A 15,038-nucleotide genomic window follows, 5' to 3' on the forward strand; every position below is an offset into this window, starting at 1 on the left:
CAAAACAGGAAATTGTCCTTTACAAGCATCCTGTATCGGCACTATCTTCTGATTCAGGCCGCCACATCGGCCAGCGTCGCTCGGACGGTTCCGGGCGCTTACGTACTCAGAGGAAGCCATGGCCAACCCAGGTTCGCCGCGCCGCTTTGCGCGCATCGATCGTCTCCCCCCTTACGTCTTCAACATCACTGCCGAGCTCAAGATGGCTGCCCGCCGCCGTGGCGAGGACATCATCGACCTGAGCATGGGCAACCCCGATGGCGCCACCCCGCCGCACATCGTCGAGAAGCTGGTGCAGGTCGCCCAGCGTGAAGACACCCACGGCTACTCCACCTCCCGTGGCATCCCGCGCCTGCGTCGGGCCATCTCCAACTGGTACAAGGAACGCTACGAAGTCGACATCGACCCGGAAAGCGAAGCCATCGTCACCATCGGCTCGAAGGAAGGCCTGGCACACCTGATGCTGGCCACCCTCGACCAGGGCGACACGGTGCTGGTGCCCAACCCCAGCTACCCGATCCATATCTACGGGGCGGTGATTGCCGGTGCCCAGGTGCGTTCGGTGCCGCTGGTACCGGGCGTGGACTTCTTCAACGAACTCGAGCGGGCCATCCGCGAGTCGATCCCCAAGCCGAAGATGATGATCCTCGGCTTCCCGTCCAACCCCACCGCCCAGTGCGTGGAACTGGACTTCTTCGAGCGCGTGGTGGCATTGGCCAAGCAGTACAACGTGCTGGTGGTGCATGACCTGGCCTACGCCGACATCGTCTACGACGGCTGGAAAGCCCCGTCGATCATGCAGGTGCCGGGGGCCAAGGACATCGCGGTGGAGTTCTTCACCCTGTCCAAGAGCTACAACATGGCCGGCTGGCGGATCGGTTTCATGGTCGGCAACCCCGAGTTGGTCAGTGCCCTGGCGCGGATCAAGAGCTACCACGACTACGGTACCTTCACTCCGCTGCAGGTGGCTGCCATTGCAGCACTGGAAGGCGACCAGCAGTGCGTGCGCGACATCGCCGAGCAATACCGCCAGCGCCGCAACCTGCTGGTGAAAGGGTTGCACGAGCTGGGCTGGATGGTCGAGAACCCCAAGGCCTCGATGTACGTGTGGGCGAAGATCCCGCCGGAGTACGCGCACCTGGGCTCGCTGGAGTTTTCCAAGAAGCTGCTGGCCGAGGCCAAGGTATGCGTGTCGCCGGGGATCGGCTTTGGTGATTATGGTGATGACCATGTGCGCTTTGCCCTGATCGAGAACCAGGACCGTATTCGCCAGGCGATTCGCGGGATCCGGCAGATGTTCCGGGCTGATGGGGTGGCCCGCAAATAAGCTGTTGGGGCCGCTTTGCGGCCCTTTCGCGACACAAGGCCGCTCCTACAGGGACCGCGCAGTTTTCGAATCCTGCGCGGTCCCTGTAGGAGCGGCCTTGTGTCGCGATGGGCTGCAAAGCAGCCCCGAGTGACTCAAAGGCGAGTTTTCCACCTGCATCCCACCGATTGATCTACCTATTTTTCTGCACTCATTTCTCACCACAGAGACCCACAAATGAGTGTCTTCACCGCTTACTTCTGCGGCACCGGTTCCCACCGCTTCGACGACGTCAACCCCAACTTCTGGAATGGCGAGCTGGTCTCGACCCTGGCAAGCAATGACCAGGGCCGCGAGTTTGCCCACTGGATCGCCGTTGACGGCCCCGGCAGCGGCAACCTCCAGGACGACAACCTGTTCGTCGAGCCCGGCGGCTACTTCAACTGGACCGGCCAGTTGTTCGGCCGCGGCTGGGAAGAGAACGTCAACCATGTGCTGCAGGTGATCAAGGGTGAAAGCAGCTGGCAGCGCACCAAGCTGAGCGAAGTGGAGTATCAGCGCCTGAAGGACGCCGGCGTACCCATTCCGGATGTGTCTTCCACTGCCTCCTGGTTCTGGCGTACCTACGACTATGGTGAGCGCCATCCAACACCGCAGGAGTTGCAGGAGCGCATCATCAGCTTGTTCCGCAAGCCGCGCTTGCCGACCCAGGTGAACCTGGTGGGCTGGAGCAGGGGAGGCATCAGCTGCCACATGCTGGCTAACGCCATGGCGCAGGACCCTGTATTGCGGGACATACCCGTCAATATCTTCGCCATCGACCCGGTGCCGGGCATCGGCAACCTGCAAAGCCGGCGGGTAACCCTGGCGGGCAATGTCCGCGAGTACGTGGGTTTCTATTCGCGGGACGAACGATCCAAAGGTTTCGCCTGTGTGATCCCCTCGGTCGAACCGGATACGCGGATGTGCATCTACCCCATGCCAGGCCGGCATGCCACGCTGGTGGGCAACGCCTCCGTCGACGGTGCGGGTGACGGTAAGGTACTGGCGGAGCCGGGGTTGATCGTTCGCCATTTTGCCGAGGTCTGCCTGACCCGCTGGGGTGTGCAACTGGACAAGCGCCTGGCCCTGAGCGACAACCAGTTAATGCAATACCACAGGGTCATGGCTGCTGCCGAAGGGCAGTACAAGGCCATGCGCAGCGAGTCGTATACCGTACTGACCGAGGGCGAAAAGGACGACCGGCTGGTGCATTGCGGCGAGGCTCGCACACACTTCAGCAAGGTGTGTGGTGATGGCTATGACCCGACCGAAGGCCTTGGCTTGCAGCGCTGGGATGTCACTTCCTACAAGGCATTACGCTAACTTGAACGGGCGGCCGGCGAAGGCGCTGGTCGTCCATGCTCAATTGCCGGATCAGCGGCATATATTTTTGCATTCCCCCTCTATCCAGCCGCCCCGGCTTGGATTGAAAATGGCGCCGCGGGCCAGCCCCGATAACAACAACCTTCCCTTCGTGCCATCATGTCCGAATACAACCCTTGCCTTGACTGCGGCGCCTGCTGCGGGTACTTCCGTGTGTCCTTTTTCTGGGGCGAATGCCAGTCTGCCGGGGGCCTTGTACCGGACGACCTGGTGGTACAGATCAACCCCACCCGTGTTGCCATGATCGGCACCGATGCCAAACCCTGCCGCTGCATCAGCCTGCAGGGCGAGATCGGCCAGGAGGTGGCGTGCACCATCTACGCCAACCGTTCCAGCCCCTGCCGCGAGTTCGAGGCGTCGTGGGAGGGTGGGGTGCATAACCCCAGCTGCGACGATGCGCGGGCAGCGTATGGCCTGCCACCGCTGACCCCGCCCGGGGCCAACGAGCCGCATTGGCCGGATGATGGGGCGGAGGTGGCCTGATTCATCCTGGTTGCCTTTGTCGGCCTCTTCGCGGGCACGCCCGCTCCCACAGGTACTGCACAGGACTCAAACACTGTGCGGTCCCTGTGGGAGCGGGCGTGCCCGCGAAGAGGCCATCAGCTGTAAGAAGATTCTGAACCTGAAACCAAATGCTTCAGGTGGCCGGGCATTGGGAATTATCCTACGAGCTCAGTCGGTTGCCGTCTGATAGGCAGGGAAATACCACAGCGTTAACTTCACCGTTCGCCCAGAAGGCGAGCGAGTGTGAGAACTCGTCGTTGGTAGTCCCTTGTCAGCTTATGGCAGCTGTGCGCGTGCAGGCTTTGGCCTGACCGTGGTGACTCCAACACGGGCTTCTCACCTCGCGCACGGCTGCCGCCCAAATCTGTGAGAAGGATCGAGGTGGTTGCCTTCAGCACACATTTGGAGTTCATCATGAGCAATCACCTCAAATCCCGCACCACCGCAGGCGTGGAGAAGTTCCTCGAGCTTTACCGGGTAGAACCGGGCGTACCGCTTGACCTGGCATTCGATGATTTATCGGTGCTGATCGGCTGCATCAAGCACCTGAACGAAGAGGCCGAGATGGAGGGCGACAAGATCGCCGGCAGCGCGGCACGTATTCTCAGTGCCATGGCCAAGGCGCTGATCAATGACATGGAAATGGGCTTGAATCGGGGCGCCTGAACGATTTTTGGGGCCGCTTTGCGGCCCATCGACGCGGTTCGTCGCCACGACAAGCCAGGCTCCCACAGGTACACCACAGGCCCGGAGCCTTGCACTATACCTGTGGGAGCCTGGCTTGCCGGCGATGGGCTGCGCAGCAGCCCCGGGATGCTTGAACCGATCGCTTGACGTTAAACTGTCATCTCCTCAGCAATGGACAGGAGATCCGGCGTGACCCCACCCCGCAGTTTCCCCAGTGACCTCTGCCTCGACAGCCCGCGTCTGCAATTGCGCCCCATGCGCCATGCCGATGCCGCGCAATGGCTGGCGATCATGGCCGACCCCGAGGTCATGCGCTATTGGCACCATGCACCTTGGCAAAACCTGGCCGAAGCCGAAAGCGCCCTGGCCGCCGACCGCGAAGCCTATGCCAATGGCGACCAGCTCAAGCTTGGCATGTACCGCCGTGACAACGGCGAACTGATCGGCATGGTCCAGCTGTTCAACATCGACGATGTATCCCGCCGTGGTGAAATCGGCTACTGCCTCGCCAGCGCGGTGCAGGGCAGGGGCTACATGGACGAAGCACTGACCTGCTTCATCGACTACCTCGCCCACACCCTGCACATGCGCCGCCTGGAAGGCGAGATAGACCCGCGCAACCAAGGTTCGGCACGCACTCTGGAGCGCCAGGGCTTCGTGCTGGAAGGCACATTGCGTGCGCGTTGGTGCGTTGCCGGCGAGTTGTCCGATTCGGGTATTTATGGCCTTTTGCTAGAGCCCCCGGTTGCCTAGGAAGTAAATCTTTTGCCCGTTTTCTACCTGAGTTTCAGCCTGCTGCTGTATCTGCTCGCACTGTTCTTCGATGGCGCGCTGATGAGTGGCGACCGCCATATGCCGGCCCTGCAGATGCTGTTGTATGGGCCCTGGGGCATGCCCTTCGGTCTGCACCAGTGGTTTGCCAACCCGTTGCTGGCCCTGGCGGTCCTTGCTCATCGACGCTTTCGCCGGCTGGCATTGCTGGTCGGGCTGGTGGCTCTGTATCTGGCGGTCAGCAGCTTTGGAATTGACCGCCTGCCGGACAATCAGAGCTATGAATTTCATGACCTGACCGGTTTTGGTGCCGGTTTCTACCTGTGGCTGGCGGCGATGGTGGTGTTTTGCGTGGGCCAGGCCTGGCATTGCTGGAGGGCACGTAGCGCCGACGACATGCCGGGCTGGAGCTGGCTGGATGTGGTGTTGATCGCGGCGCTTGGCGTGGCGTTGTATGCGGCAACGCAGATGCCGTCGCTGCGCTTCGAACCGGGCAAGGTACTGATGCCGCCGGAACAGCCACAGACGCTGTGATACCCACAAGCAGGGTTTATGACCAAGTATTTGGCTTGCCTACCGCGATGGCAATTGCGGGTTCCATGTGCAGGCCAGTGGCGGGACCATGGCGCAGCTGGAAGGTGGGACCTGTGTGATGGACATGACCGGCGACCGCGCGGCGGAGCTGGAGCGGGTGCTCAGCCCTGGGCAGTGAGGTCATGTCAGGAGTGACTGGCCCCCCTTGTAGGAGCGGCCTTGTGTCGCGAAAGGGCCGCAAAGCGGCCCCCGATTTCAGCATCATGGCGAAAACAGCCGGGGCTGCTGCGCAGCCCTTTCGCGACACAAGGCCGCTCCTACAAGGTATTGCACTGCTCTTGGGAGCAGCTTTAGCTGCGCGGTTCGCGCAGCGCCCGGGCCTTGAGGTACTCGCGCACTTCCACCGCATCCCCGGCAAACTCGATACGCTCTGCCTTCGCTGCACGCTGGTAGGCATACATCGGGTCGTAATACTCGCTCAGCAAGCTTTCGATGAAGACCCGGTGCAACTCCACCGAACCACTGCGCTGCTGCTCGTCCAGCGCCTGGCGCAGGATTTCCGACAGCCGTTGATGGCGCTCGCCGCCGAGGCGTTTGTGAATCCTGCCCATGCTCTGCAGAAGCGTCTCGGCAAACAGTCGAAGGCCATCTTCTTCACCATGCAGGCTGACGAACTCGGCGCTCAGGTCGATCACGTAGTCGCGCAGGATACGCTCCACGCGGTTGGCCAAACTGTCTTCCAGCCACACCAGCGGGTATTGCTGCATGCCCTGATACAACTCCAGCGGTACGGTGCAGCTGCCCACGATTCGGCCTTCGTCTTCCAGCACGAACTGCTCGATACCCCGGGCGCGTTTTTTCAACACGTCTATGGCCAGCCTGTTCTCGAAGTCGATCTGCGCTGGCTGTGCAGTGGCGCGCTTGCCAAAGCTGGAACCTCGATGGTTGGCGTAGCCCTCCAGGTCCAGCTCGTTGTCCAGCAGGTGCAGCACGTCGGTCTTGCCGGTGCCGGTCAGGCCGCCCACGAGCACGAAATCACATTGCGCGACCGCCTGTTGGGTAGTCTCCAGCAGGAAGTGGCGCATGGCCTTGTAGCCGCCCTCGACGAGGGGGTAGTCGATGCCCTTCTCATCGCGCAGCACTTTCTGCACAAGATGCGAGCGCAGGCCGCCACGGAAGCAGTACAGGTAGCCTTCCGGGTGATCCTCGGCGAACTTTGCCCAGGCCTCCAGACGTGCCTGCTTGATCTCACCGCTGACCAGCTTGTGACCCAGAACGATGGCTTCAGCCTGGCCCTTCTGCTTGTAGCAGGTGCCGACCTTTTGCCGCTCCTGGTCATTCATCAGCGGCAGGTTTACGGCACCGGGGAAGGCGCCCTTGGCAAATTCGACAGGTGCACGCATGTCCATCATCGGCACGTCGTCGAGGAACAACTGGCGGAAGTCGGTGCAGTCGGGGCGCATCAGATCACCTCGACCGCGTGGCTCTGTCGCTCGACCAGCTTGCCGATCGGCGCCAGCTGCAGGCCCAGTTCGGCGGCCACCGCCAGGAACTCGGCTTCACCTTCCGGGGTAACCGCCACCAGCAGGCCGCCGCTGGTCTGCGGGTCGCACAGCAGGTGCTTCTGGTCGTCGCTCAGGGCGCCGATCTTGTGGCCGTAGCTGTCAAAGTTGCGCAGGGTTCCGCCGGGGATGCAGCCCTCGGCCAGGTAGTGGTCGACGCTGGGCAGGCGCGGGACGGCGGCATAGTCCAGATGTGCGGTAAGGCCACTGCCTTCGGCCAGTTCCACCAGGTGGCCGAGCAGGCCGAAACCGGTGACGTCGGTCATGGCCTTGACCCCGTCAAGCTTGCCGAAGCGGCTGCCGGGGGTATTGAGGGTGCACATCCAGTCGCGAGCCAGGCCCTGGTCCTGGGTGCGCAGCTTGGCTTTTTTCTCGGCGGTGGTGAGGATGCCGATACCCAGTGGCTTGGTCAGGTACAGGCGGCAGCCTGCGCTGGCGGTGTCGTTGCGCTTGAGGTGACGCTTGCTGACCACGCCGGTGACGGCCAGGCCGAAGATCGGCTCGGGGGCGTCGATGGAGTGGCCGCCAGCCAGCGGGATGCCGGCTTCGGCGCACACCGCACGGCCACCGCGGATCACTTCGCGGGCCACTTCCGGCGGCAGCACGTTGACTGGCCAGCCGAGGATGGCAATGGCCATCAGCGGGTCGCCGCCCATGGCGTAGATGTCGCTGATGGCGTTGGTGGCGGCGATGCGGCCGAAGTCATACGGGTCATCGACGATCGGCATGAAGAAGTCGGTGGTCGAGACCACGCCGCGCTCGTCATCCAGCGCGTACACGGCAGCGTCGTCGCGCGAGGCGTTGCCCACCCACAGTTTCGGGTCCAGGGCCTGGGCGCCGCTTTCAGCGAGGATCACATCCAGCACCTTGGGGGATATCTTGCAGCCACAGCCGGCACCATGGCTGTACTGGGTCAGGCGAATCGGCTCGCTCATGTGCACCTCAGGAGGTCAATTTGATGCGCGATTGTAGCAAAGCTGGCCTTTGCGCCTGCGCCTCTTATAATTCCCGTCGTCGGCGCATAAGCCGGCCTTTCCCCGCTATTGAACCGGAGAACACCCATGCTCAAACGCCCTCTGGCGCTCGCCGCCGGCCTCGTGCTGTCTTGCTGTGCCGTTGTCGCCCAGGCTGCCGACACCCTGCGGGTCAGCGCCATCCCTGACGAAGCACCGACCGAACTGCAGCGCAAGTTCAAGCCTTTGGGCGAGTACCTGGCCAAGCAGCTGGGCATGGAGGTGAAGTTTGTGCCGGTGGCTGATTACCCGGCGGTAGTCGAATCGCTGGCTTCCAACCGTCTGGACCTGGCCTGGCTGGGGGGCTTCACTTTCGTGCAGGTGCACCTGAAGGACCCTGCAGCCACGCCGCTGGTGCAGCGTGAACAGGATGCGCAGTTCACTTCCAAGTTCATCACCGCCAACCCTGATGTGAAGAGCCTGGCCGACCTCAAGGGCAAGTCGTTTGCCTTCGGTTCCATCTCGTCTACCTCGGGCAGCCTGATGCCGCGTTACTTCATGCTCAAGCAGGACAACATCAAGCCTGAAGACTACTTCGGCCGCGTCGCCTACTCCGGCGCCCACGATGCCACCGTGGCCTGGGTGCAGGCCGGCAAGGTCGATGGCGGCGTGCTCAACGCCAGCGTGTGGCAGAAGCTGGTGGATGCCGGCAAGGTCGATACCGCCAAGGTGAAGGTGTTCGCCACCACCCCGACCTACTTCGACTACAACTGGACCGTGCGCGGCAACATGGACCCGGCGCTGAAAGAGAAGATCAAGAAAGCCTTCCTCGGCCTCGACCCGGCCAACCCGGAGCACAAGGCGATCCTCGACCTGCAGGCCGCCAGCCGCTTCATCGAGACCAAACCTGAGAACTACGTGGGCACCGAACAGGCTGCACGCGAGGCCGGCCTGCTCAAGTGACATCGACAGTGGCTTCCAACGTGGCTATTCATCTGCACGGGGCCGGGCTGCGCCATGGCCAGGTGCGTGCGCTTGATGCCGTGAGCCTGAGCATCGGCCAGGGCGAGCGCGTCGCCATCATCGGGCCTTCGGGCGCGGGCAAGTCCAGCTTGCTGCACCTGATGGCGACCGCCGTCCAGCCCAGCAGCGGGCGCCTGGAGCTGCTCGGCGAACAGCCCTGGGCGCTGTCCGCCAGGGCCCGCCAGCGCCTGCGTGCGCGGGTAGGCCTGGTGCACCAGGCACCGCCCTTGCCACCGCGCCAGCGGGTGGTGACGGCGGTGCTGGCCGGCCGCCTGGGGCAGTGGAGTGTGCTGCGCGGCCTGCTCAACCTGCTGTACCCCAGTGATGTGCCGGGGGCGCGCCAAGCCCTGGCCGAGCTGGGCCTGGCCGACAAACTGTTCGTGCAGTGCGGGCAATTGTCCGGTGGCCAGTTGCAGCGGGTGGGTATTGCCCGGGCGCTGTACCAGCGGCCGCAGGTGTTGCTGACTGACGAGCCGGTGTCGGCCATGGACCCGGTGCTGGCCGACCACAGCCTGGCCTTGCTCAACCGCCACGCCCAGGCCAATGGCGTGACCCTGGTGGCGAGCCTGCATGCCGTGGACCTGGCGCTGGCGCACTTCCCGCGGGTGATTGGTATCCGCGAAGGGCAGGTGGCGTTCGACTGCCCGGCGCAAGCGGTGACCGAGCAGTTGCTGGATGCGCTGTACGCCAACGAACAACTGGCTTCACCGCCAAGCCAGGGGCCGACCCTGACCGTGCAGATTCCGCGATGCTGACGCTTGATGCCCGCGACCCGGCGCTGTTGCCGCGGTTGCTGCTGACCCTGCTGGCGGTGGCGGTGCTATGGCCTGGCATCCGGTTGAGCGAACTGAACCCCGGGGTGCTGCTGCAGGCAGAGAACCGCCAGCAGATCGCCAGTTTCACCAGTGCCTTCTGGCCACCGGCACACGATGCCGAGTTCCTTTCGCTGCTGTATGAAGCCACCCTGCAGACCCTGGCCGTGGCCACGGCCGGCATGGCGTTGGCGTTGCTGCTGGCGGTCCCTGCCGGGTTGCTGGCCAGCCGTGCCCTGTCGCTGCGCGCAGCCTCCCGTGGCGGGCGCGCCGGGTTATGGTCGCGGTTGCTGCGCCTGCCGGTGCGCTGGTTGCTGATTTTTCTGCGCAGTGTGCCGGAAATCGTCTGGGCGTTGCTATTCGTGCGGGCCGTGGGGCTGGGGCCGACGGCGGGCGTACTGGCCATTGCCATCACCTACAGTGGCATGCTCGGCAAGGTCTATGCCGAGATCTTCGAGTCGGTCGACCAGCGCCCGGCGCATGCCTTGCTGCAGGCGGGCAGTGGCCGCCTGGCTGCATTTTTCTACGGCATCCTGCCCAGTGCGGTGTCCGAAGTGGTGTCCTACACCGTGTACCGCTGGGAGTGCGCTGTACGTGCCTCGGTGGTGATGGGCTTTGTCGGTGCAGGTGGGCTGGGGCAGCAGATCGACCTGTCGATGCGCATGTTCGCTGGAGCGGAAGTGGCAAGCATGCTGCTGACGTTCCTGGTCCTGGTGATGCTGGCCGACCTGCTCAGCCGCTTCCTGCGTTGGAGGCTGGCATGAACCGGGTCATCAATTGGCTGGTGTTAGGCGCCATCGTGGCTGCGGTGATGGCATCGTTCACATACCTGGAGCTGGACTTGCAGGCGCTGGTCGGCAACGGCGGGCTGGGGCAGATGGGCGAATATGCCGGGCGTTTCCTGCACCCGGACCTGTCTGCCGGGCACCTGCGCGCGGTTGCGCACGGGGCGCTGGAAACCCTGGCTATGTCGGGCTTGGGCACCTTGTTGGCCATGCTGCTGGGCATGCTGTTGGCGCTGCCGGCCGCTGGCCGGTTCGGTTGGCCGCTGCAGGCCTGTGCGCGGTTGTTGCTGAATGCCCTGCGGGCCATCCCGGAGCTGGTGTGGGCCGCGCTGACGGTGCTGGCGGCCGGGCTTGGGCCGAATGCCGGTACCCTGGCGTTGGCGCTGCACACCGCTGGCGTGCTGGGGCGGCTGTTTGCCGAGGCGCTGGAGAACGCACCGCCGGAGCCGGCGGCGGCCATCCGCTTGCAGGGCGGCAGCCAGGTGGCGGCATTCTGCTTTGGCACCTTGCCCAATCTGTGGCCGCAGTTGCTGGCTTATAGCCTGTATCGGTGGGAGAACAATATCCGCATGGCCAGCGTGCTGGGGTTTGTCGGTGCGGGTGGGTTGGGGCAGATGCTGTACACCACCTTGAGCTTGTTCCAGGAGGCCCAGGCCAGCACGGTGATCATGGGGATGCTGGTGCTGGTGTTACTGGTGGACGCGTTGAGTGATGTGTTGCGCCAGCGCTATGTGCGGGCCTGATCGATAGCCGGGGCCGCGTTGCGGCCCTATCGCGACACAAGGCCGCTCCTACAGGCAAAGCGCCGCCTTTGATGCTTGCGCGGTCCCTTGTAGGAGCGGCCTTGTGTCGCGATGGGCTGCGAAGCAGCCCCAAAATCCCTCAGGCACCCACAACTCCGGCACACTGCGCCTCCCGCTGCATCGACTCCAGGTTCCGCTCGATCGTCTCGCAAATGCTGTCCATCTGGATCTGGTGTTCACTGAGTCTGAACGGGCTCTGCAAATCCGTCCCGATCCGCTCGATGGCCAGCAGCATGAAGCCCACCACCGTCGAAGCCAGCGGCGTGAACCAGCCCAGCGATTCCACCAGCCCCACCGGTACGATCAGGCAGAACAGGGTGATGAACAGCCGCGGAAAGTACACGTAAGGGTAGGGCAGCGGCGTATTGGCTATCCGTTCCATGCCACCTTGGGCATTGGACAGGTCCACCAGCGTCGACTCCAGCCTTGCCAGGCGAATGCTGTCCAGTCGCCCGGCCTGGTATTCCCGCGCCAGCAACGCAGCAGAACCGCTCAGAATGTCGTTGGCGAAATTGTTCGAACGGTTGCGCCGCTCGAATTCCGCAGGCGGGATGAACGCCATCAGTTCATCCGGGCAGCGCTCGCCCTTCAAGTGTGCCGCCAGGCAGTTCACATAGGCGATATGCCGGCGCAGCAGGGTAGCCTTGATCGGGTTCAGGCCATCATCCGGGTCATCGATCAGGGTCAGCGCCTGCCGCGCGAAGCTGCGTGAACTGTTCACCAACGCCCCCCACAATGTGCGCGCCTCCCACCAGCGGTTGTAGGCGCTGCTGTTGCGAAAGCTCACCAGCACCACCAGCGCCGAGCCCAGCAAGGTCAACGGGATCAGTGGCAGGGTGAACTTGCTGTTGAAGAACAGCATGAAATCGATGGTGACCAGCACATCCCAGATCAGCAGCCAGAACAACGACCAGCCGATGTAGCCGACGGTCTTCACGACCAGGCGGTACTTGCGGGTGATGATGTCTTTCACGCGGGGGACCTCGAAACGCGGGTGATGCAGGATCGGACGTCGAGGCGCGGCGAAGGTTCGGATGTTGAGTGTTGCAGGTTTTTTATGACCTTGAAGAGAAAAGTCTGACCCCGTTATGGGAAATGCCTGAGTTCCCATATAAGGGGTAAGGCGACAGAGTGGGCCGCTTCAACACTTGAATGGGTGTGAAATGAGCGAAAAGTTGATCCCGTTTGATATGGCGGCCTTGTTGAGTAGTGATGAGGCCATCACTGAGTACCTTAGTCAGGTCCTCGCAGATGGCGATACCGAGGAAATAATTCGGGCACTTGGCCATATCGCTCGCGCACGGGGAATGACGCAGATCGCCACCGAGAGTGGGTTGGGAAGGGAAAGTCTGTACAAGGCACTCAGTCCAGGCGCAAAACCACGCTTTGACACTGTGCTGAAAGTCATTCGTGCCTTGGGTGTCGACCTCCTCGTTCAGCCCCATGTAGTTCCCCGCTAGCAGAACAGGGATTTCGGAGGGCTGAACGGGGCGGTTGGTCAGCTTCATCGCAGGTCATTCCTGCGCTGGCAACAAGGCGCGGTCGGAGCGGCTGAGGCCATTGCCTCCAGTACTTGGCGAGGCCGTGAGCCAGAGGGGCTGGTCGTCTGGATGCTACTCCACCGGGTCACTCACCGGCTTGGCAAAGATGGCCTTGAGTTCGCTGGTCATCGGGAACTCCAGGTTCAGGCCTTTAGGCGGTATCGGCTGTTCGAACCAGCGCTTGTAGATCCCGTTGATTTCCCCTGATTTGTACAGTTCGCCCAGCGATGCATTCACCAGCGCGAGGAACTGCGGGTCATCCTTGCGCACCATGCAGCTGTAGATTTCCCGCGACTGCTCTTCCCCGACCACCACCCAGTTGTGCGGATCACGGGCCTTGGCGCGTTCTCCGTAGAGCAGCGCATCGTCCATGTAGAACGCCGCCGCACGGCCGGACTGCAACATCTGGAAGGCTTCACCGTGGTCCTTGGCGCTGATCACGTACATGTCCATCTTGTTATCGACGTTGTAGCTTTTCAGATAGCGTTCGTTGGTGGTGCCGGCGGTGGTCACCACATTCTTGCCGCGCAGGTCGGCGAAACTCTTGATCCCGCTGTCTTTGGCCGTCAGCAACTGGCCTTTGACATAGATGAACCCATAGGAAAACGCCACCTGTTTCTGGCGCTCTGCGGTGACGCCGGTCGAGCCGCACTCCAGATCAACGGTACCGTTCTGCACCAGCGGAATGCGGGTTTGCGATGTCACCAGGTTGTATTTCACCTTGAGCTGGGGCAATGCCAGCTTCTGCTGTACCCGCTCGACGATCTTGTTCGCCAGGTCTACCGAGTAGCCCATGGGTTGCCCCGAATGGTCGCCCACATAAGAGAACGGTACCGAAGCATCGCGATAGCCCAAGGTAATGCTGTTGGCTCTGGCAATCTTGCTCAGGGTAGGCCCCAGCGCTGCTTCGTCAGCATGGGCCTGGGTGCCTAGCAACAGGCCAAGGGTGCAGCCGATCAACGTGATTTTTCGCATTGTTATTCTCCGTTGTAGGTGAGGGGATCAGAGACATGCTGCAGTACGGTTATTTCCACCAGCCGCACGGGCGGTGAAACCCTGCAGGTCGATGGAGGGGCGGCGCTGGCCGATCAGTTCGCTGAGCAAGCGTGCGCTGGCGCAGGCCAGGGTAAAGCCCAGCGCACCATGGCCAAGGTTAAGCCACAGGTTGCGATACGCCGTTGCGCCCAGCAGCGGCACGCCGCTAGGCGTGGCCGGACGCATGCCGGCCCATTCGATGGCGTAGTCATAATTACCGGCATTGGCGAAGGTCTCGCGGGCCTGGCGCTTGAGCAAGGCCAGGCGCTTGGGGTCCAGCGACGGATCGAAACCGACAATGTCGACCATCGCCGCCACGCGCAACTGGTCACCGATCCGGGCGTAGACGATCTTGCGGTCGTAGTCGGTGATGCTCAGGTCCGGCGCCCGGTGCTGGGCGCCGATCGGTACTGTCAGGCTATAACCCTTCAGCGGATACAGCGGCAGGTCGATGCCCGGCAGTGCCAGCAACGCACTGCGATGGCCGGCCGCAACCACCAGGTGCTCCACCGGCAGCACTTCGTCGTCCAGTTCAATCGCATTCACTACGCCATGCGCATGGCGAATTCCGGACACCGCCTGGCCCAGGCGGAACTTGCAGCGTCCCGACGCCTGCAAGCGCGCCGCCAGTTGCTGGCAAAAGCTGTGGCAATCGCCGACTTCTTCATCCGGGGTATAGATGGCGCCGACAAAGGGCGCCTCCGCCAGCGCTGGGTCCAGACGGGCACAGTCGGCGTGCGACAGCACCTGTTGTTGCTGGGGGGCGGCAAGGTTCTTGCGCGCATGCTCGAAGCTGCTGGCCTTGCGGAAGGTGACCAGCTTGCCGTTGCGTCGCCAGTTGAAACCACCCAGACCGTCTTCCTCACGCCAGGCTTGCAAGGTCGACTGGCTCAGCAGTGCCAGGCGCAGCAGATGGCCGGCGTTGGCGCGGTTGACCGAGGAGCGGCAAGCCCCAAGGAATGCTGCCATCCAGCGCCACTGCGCACGATCGAAGCGCGGGCGCAATCGCAGCGGCGATTCACCGCGCAGCATCCAGCCAAGGGCCTGCAATGGCACACCTGCGTCGGCCAGGGGCGCCACGTAGCGATAGGACAGCTGGCCGCCGTTGGCGAAGCTGGTTTCACTGCCCAACGAATCGCGAGCCTCGATCAGCGTCACGTCAAAGCCGTCGCGTACCAGTGCGTAAGCGGTTGACAGGCCAATGACGCCACCGCCGATGATGCAAACATGCTGAGCCATGTCAGTCCTTGGTCGTGGTTGGAACGAGGCTGAGGTTAGGGCCAGGTGACAGGTGGCG

At 63.0% G+C, this 15,038-nt stretch carries 16 protein-coding genes and 1 pseudogene; 12 read left to right on the forward strand and 5 right to left on the reverse strand.

Annotated elements, in window-relative coordinates; all coding sequences use genetic code 11:
- The first annotated feature begins 118 nt into the window (after positions 1–118).
- The 7 genes and pseudogenes from alaC to ABIB24_RS03905 form a co-directional block, all read left to right on the forward strand.
- Positions 119–1,327 carry an alanine transaminase gene (gene alaC / locus ABIB24_RS03875; RefSeq protein WP_025337748.1) on the forward strand — a complete coding sequence of 403 codons (1,209 nt, stop codon included), beginning with the start codon at positions 119–121 and terminating at the stop codon, positions 1,325–1,327.
- 216 nt (positions 1,328–1,543) lie between these two features.
- Positions 1,544–2,671, forward strand: a complete 1,128-nt coding sequence (locus ABIB24_RS03880; protein ID WP_274119731.1) for a hypothetical protein — start codon at positions 1,544–1,546, stop codon at positions 2,669–2,671.
- A gap of 159 nt (positions 2,672–2,830) precedes the next feature.
- The gene (locus tag ABIB24_RS03885) at positions 2,831–3,214 is read left to right on the forward strand and encodes a YkgJ family cysteine cluster protein (RefSeq protein ID WP_003259127.1); all 384 of its coding nucleotides are present in this window, start codon (positions 2,831–2,833) and stop codon (positions 3,212–3,214) included.
- 435 nt (positions 3,215–3,649) lie between these two features.
- Positions 3,650–3,901, forward strand: coding sequence for a DUF3077 domain-containing protein (locus tag ABIB24_RS03890; RefSeq protein WP_354316151.1), 252 nt, complete (start codon positions 3,650–3,652; stop codon positions 3,899–3,901).
- 210 nt (positions 3,902–4,111) lie between these two features.
- Positions 4,112–4,675 carry a GNAT family N-acetyltransferase gene (locus ABIB24_RS03895; protein ID WP_008093840.1) on the forward strand — a complete coding sequence of 188 codons (564 nt, stop codon included), beginning with the start codon at positions 4,112–4,114 and terminating at the stop codon, positions 4,673–4,675.
- Positions 4,676–4,687: 12 nt separating this feature from the next.
- The gene (locus ABIB24_RS03900) at positions 4,688–5,227 is read left to right on the forward strand and encodes a hypothetical protein (protein ID WP_274078539.1); all 540 of its coding nucleotides are present in this window, start codon (positions 4,688–4,690) and stop codon (positions 5,225–5,227) included.
- 31 nt (positions 5,228–5,258) lie between these two features.
- Positions 5,259–5,405: pseudogene (locus ABIB24_RS03905) on the forward strand (lysozyme inhibitor LprI family protein); the annotation flags it as partial.
- 172 nt (positions 5,406–5,577) lie between these two features.
- On the opposite strand, the gene mnmH reads toward ABIB24_RS03905, so the two are convergent.
- Together mnmH and selD are read right to left on the reverse strand one after the other, a co-directional pair.
- Positions 5,578–6,690, reverse strand: coding sequence for a tRNA 2-selenouridine(34) synthase MnmH (gene mnmH, locus ABIB24_RS03910; protein ID WP_274078540.1), 1,113 nt, complete (start codon positions 6,688–6,690; stop codon positions 5,578–5,580).
- On the reverse strand, positions 6,690–7,724 hold the full coding sequence (selD, locus tag ABIB24_RS03915; RefSeq protein WP_061551914.1) for a selenide, water dikinase SelD: 1,035 nt from the start codon (positions 7,722–7,724) through the stop codon (positions 6,690–6,692). The genes mnmH and selD overlap by 1 nt, the downstream gene beginning before the upstream one ends.
- A 126-nt stretch (positions 7,725–7,850) precedes the next feature.
- Between selD and ABIB24_RS03920 the strand changes: the two genes are divergently transcribed.
- Genes ABIB24_RS03920 through phnE form a run of 4 tightly spaced genes read left to right on the forward strand, consistent with a single transcriptional unit; the run spans position 7,851 to position 11,105 of the window.
- Positions 7,851–8,705, forward strand: a complete 855-nt coding sequence (locus ABIB24_RS03920; RefSeq protein WP_025337756.1) for a putative selenate ABC transporter substrate-binding protein — start codon at positions 7,851–7,853, stop codon at positions 8,703–8,705.
- A 20-nt stretch (positions 8,706–8,725) separates the two neighbouring features.
- Entirely contained in the window at positions 8,726–9,520 is a 795-nt protein-coding gene (locus ABIB24_RS03925; RefSeq protein ID WP_025337757.1) for a phosphonate ABC transporter ATP-binding protein, read from the forward strand.
- Complete coding sequence (locus ABIB24_RS03930) at positions 9,514–10,341, forward strand: PhnE/PtxC family ABC transporter permease (RefSeq protein WP_274078541.1); 828 nt, start codon at positions 9,514–9,516, stop codon at positions 10,339–10,341. Before ABIB24_RS03925 ends, ABIB24_RS03930 begins: the two co-directional genes overlap by 7 nt.
- Positions 10,338–11,105 carry a phosphonate ABC transporter, permease protein PhnE gene (phnE, locus tag ABIB24_RS03935; protein ID WP_274078542.1) on the forward strand — a complete coding sequence of 256 codons (768 nt, stop codon included), beginning with the start codon at positions 10,338–10,340 and terminating at the stop codon, positions 11,103–11,105. Before ABIB24_RS03930 ends, phnE begins: the two co-directional genes overlap by 4 nt.
- 139 nt (positions 11,106–11,244) lie before the next feature.
- Here the strand turns inward: phnE and ABIB24_RS03940 are convergent, their stop codons facing one another.
- Positions 11,245–12,138, reverse strand: a complete 894-nt coding sequence (locus ABIB24_RS03940) for a bestrophin family protein (protein ID WP_274078543.1) — start codon at positions 12,136–12,138, stop codon at positions 11,245–11,247.
- A gap of 190 nt (positions 12,139–12,328) precedes the next feature.
- Here ABIB24_RS03940 and ABIB24_RS03945 point away from each other — a divergent pair, with 190 nt between their 5' ends.
- Positions 12,329–12,625, forward strand: coding sequence for an addiction module antidote protein (locus ABIB24_RS03945; protein ID WP_039613839.1), 297 nt, complete (start codon positions 12,329–12,331; stop codon positions 12,623–12,625).
- A 153-nt stretch (positions 12,626–12,778) separates the two neighbouring features.
- On the opposite strand, the gene ABIB24_RS03950 is transcribed toward ABIB24_RS03945, so the two are convergent.
- Both ABIB24_RS03950 and ABIB24_RS03955 read right to left on the reverse strand, forming a co-directional pair.
- Entirely contained in the window at positions 12,779–13,681 is a 903-nt protein-coding gene (locus ABIB24_RS03950; RefSeq protein WP_137163023.1) for a transporter substrate-binding domain-containing protein, read from the reverse strand.
- A 27-nt stretch (positions 13,682–13,708) separates the two neighbouring features.
- Positions 13,709–14,980: a D-amino acid dehydrogenase gene (locus ABIB24_RS03955; protein ID WP_137163024.1), complete on the reverse strand. Its 1,272-nt coding sequence runs from the start codon at positions 14,978–14,980 to the stop codon at positions 13,709–13,711.
- Positions 14,981–15,038: the final 58 nt, after the last annotated feature.

The sequence above is a fragment of the Pseudomonas sp. UYEF17 genome (assembly GCF_040546125.1).
Classification (GTDB): domain Bacteria; phylum Pseudomonadota; class Gammaproteobacteria; order Pseudomonadales; family Pseudomonadaceae; genus Aquipseudomonas; species Aquipseudomonas putida_Z.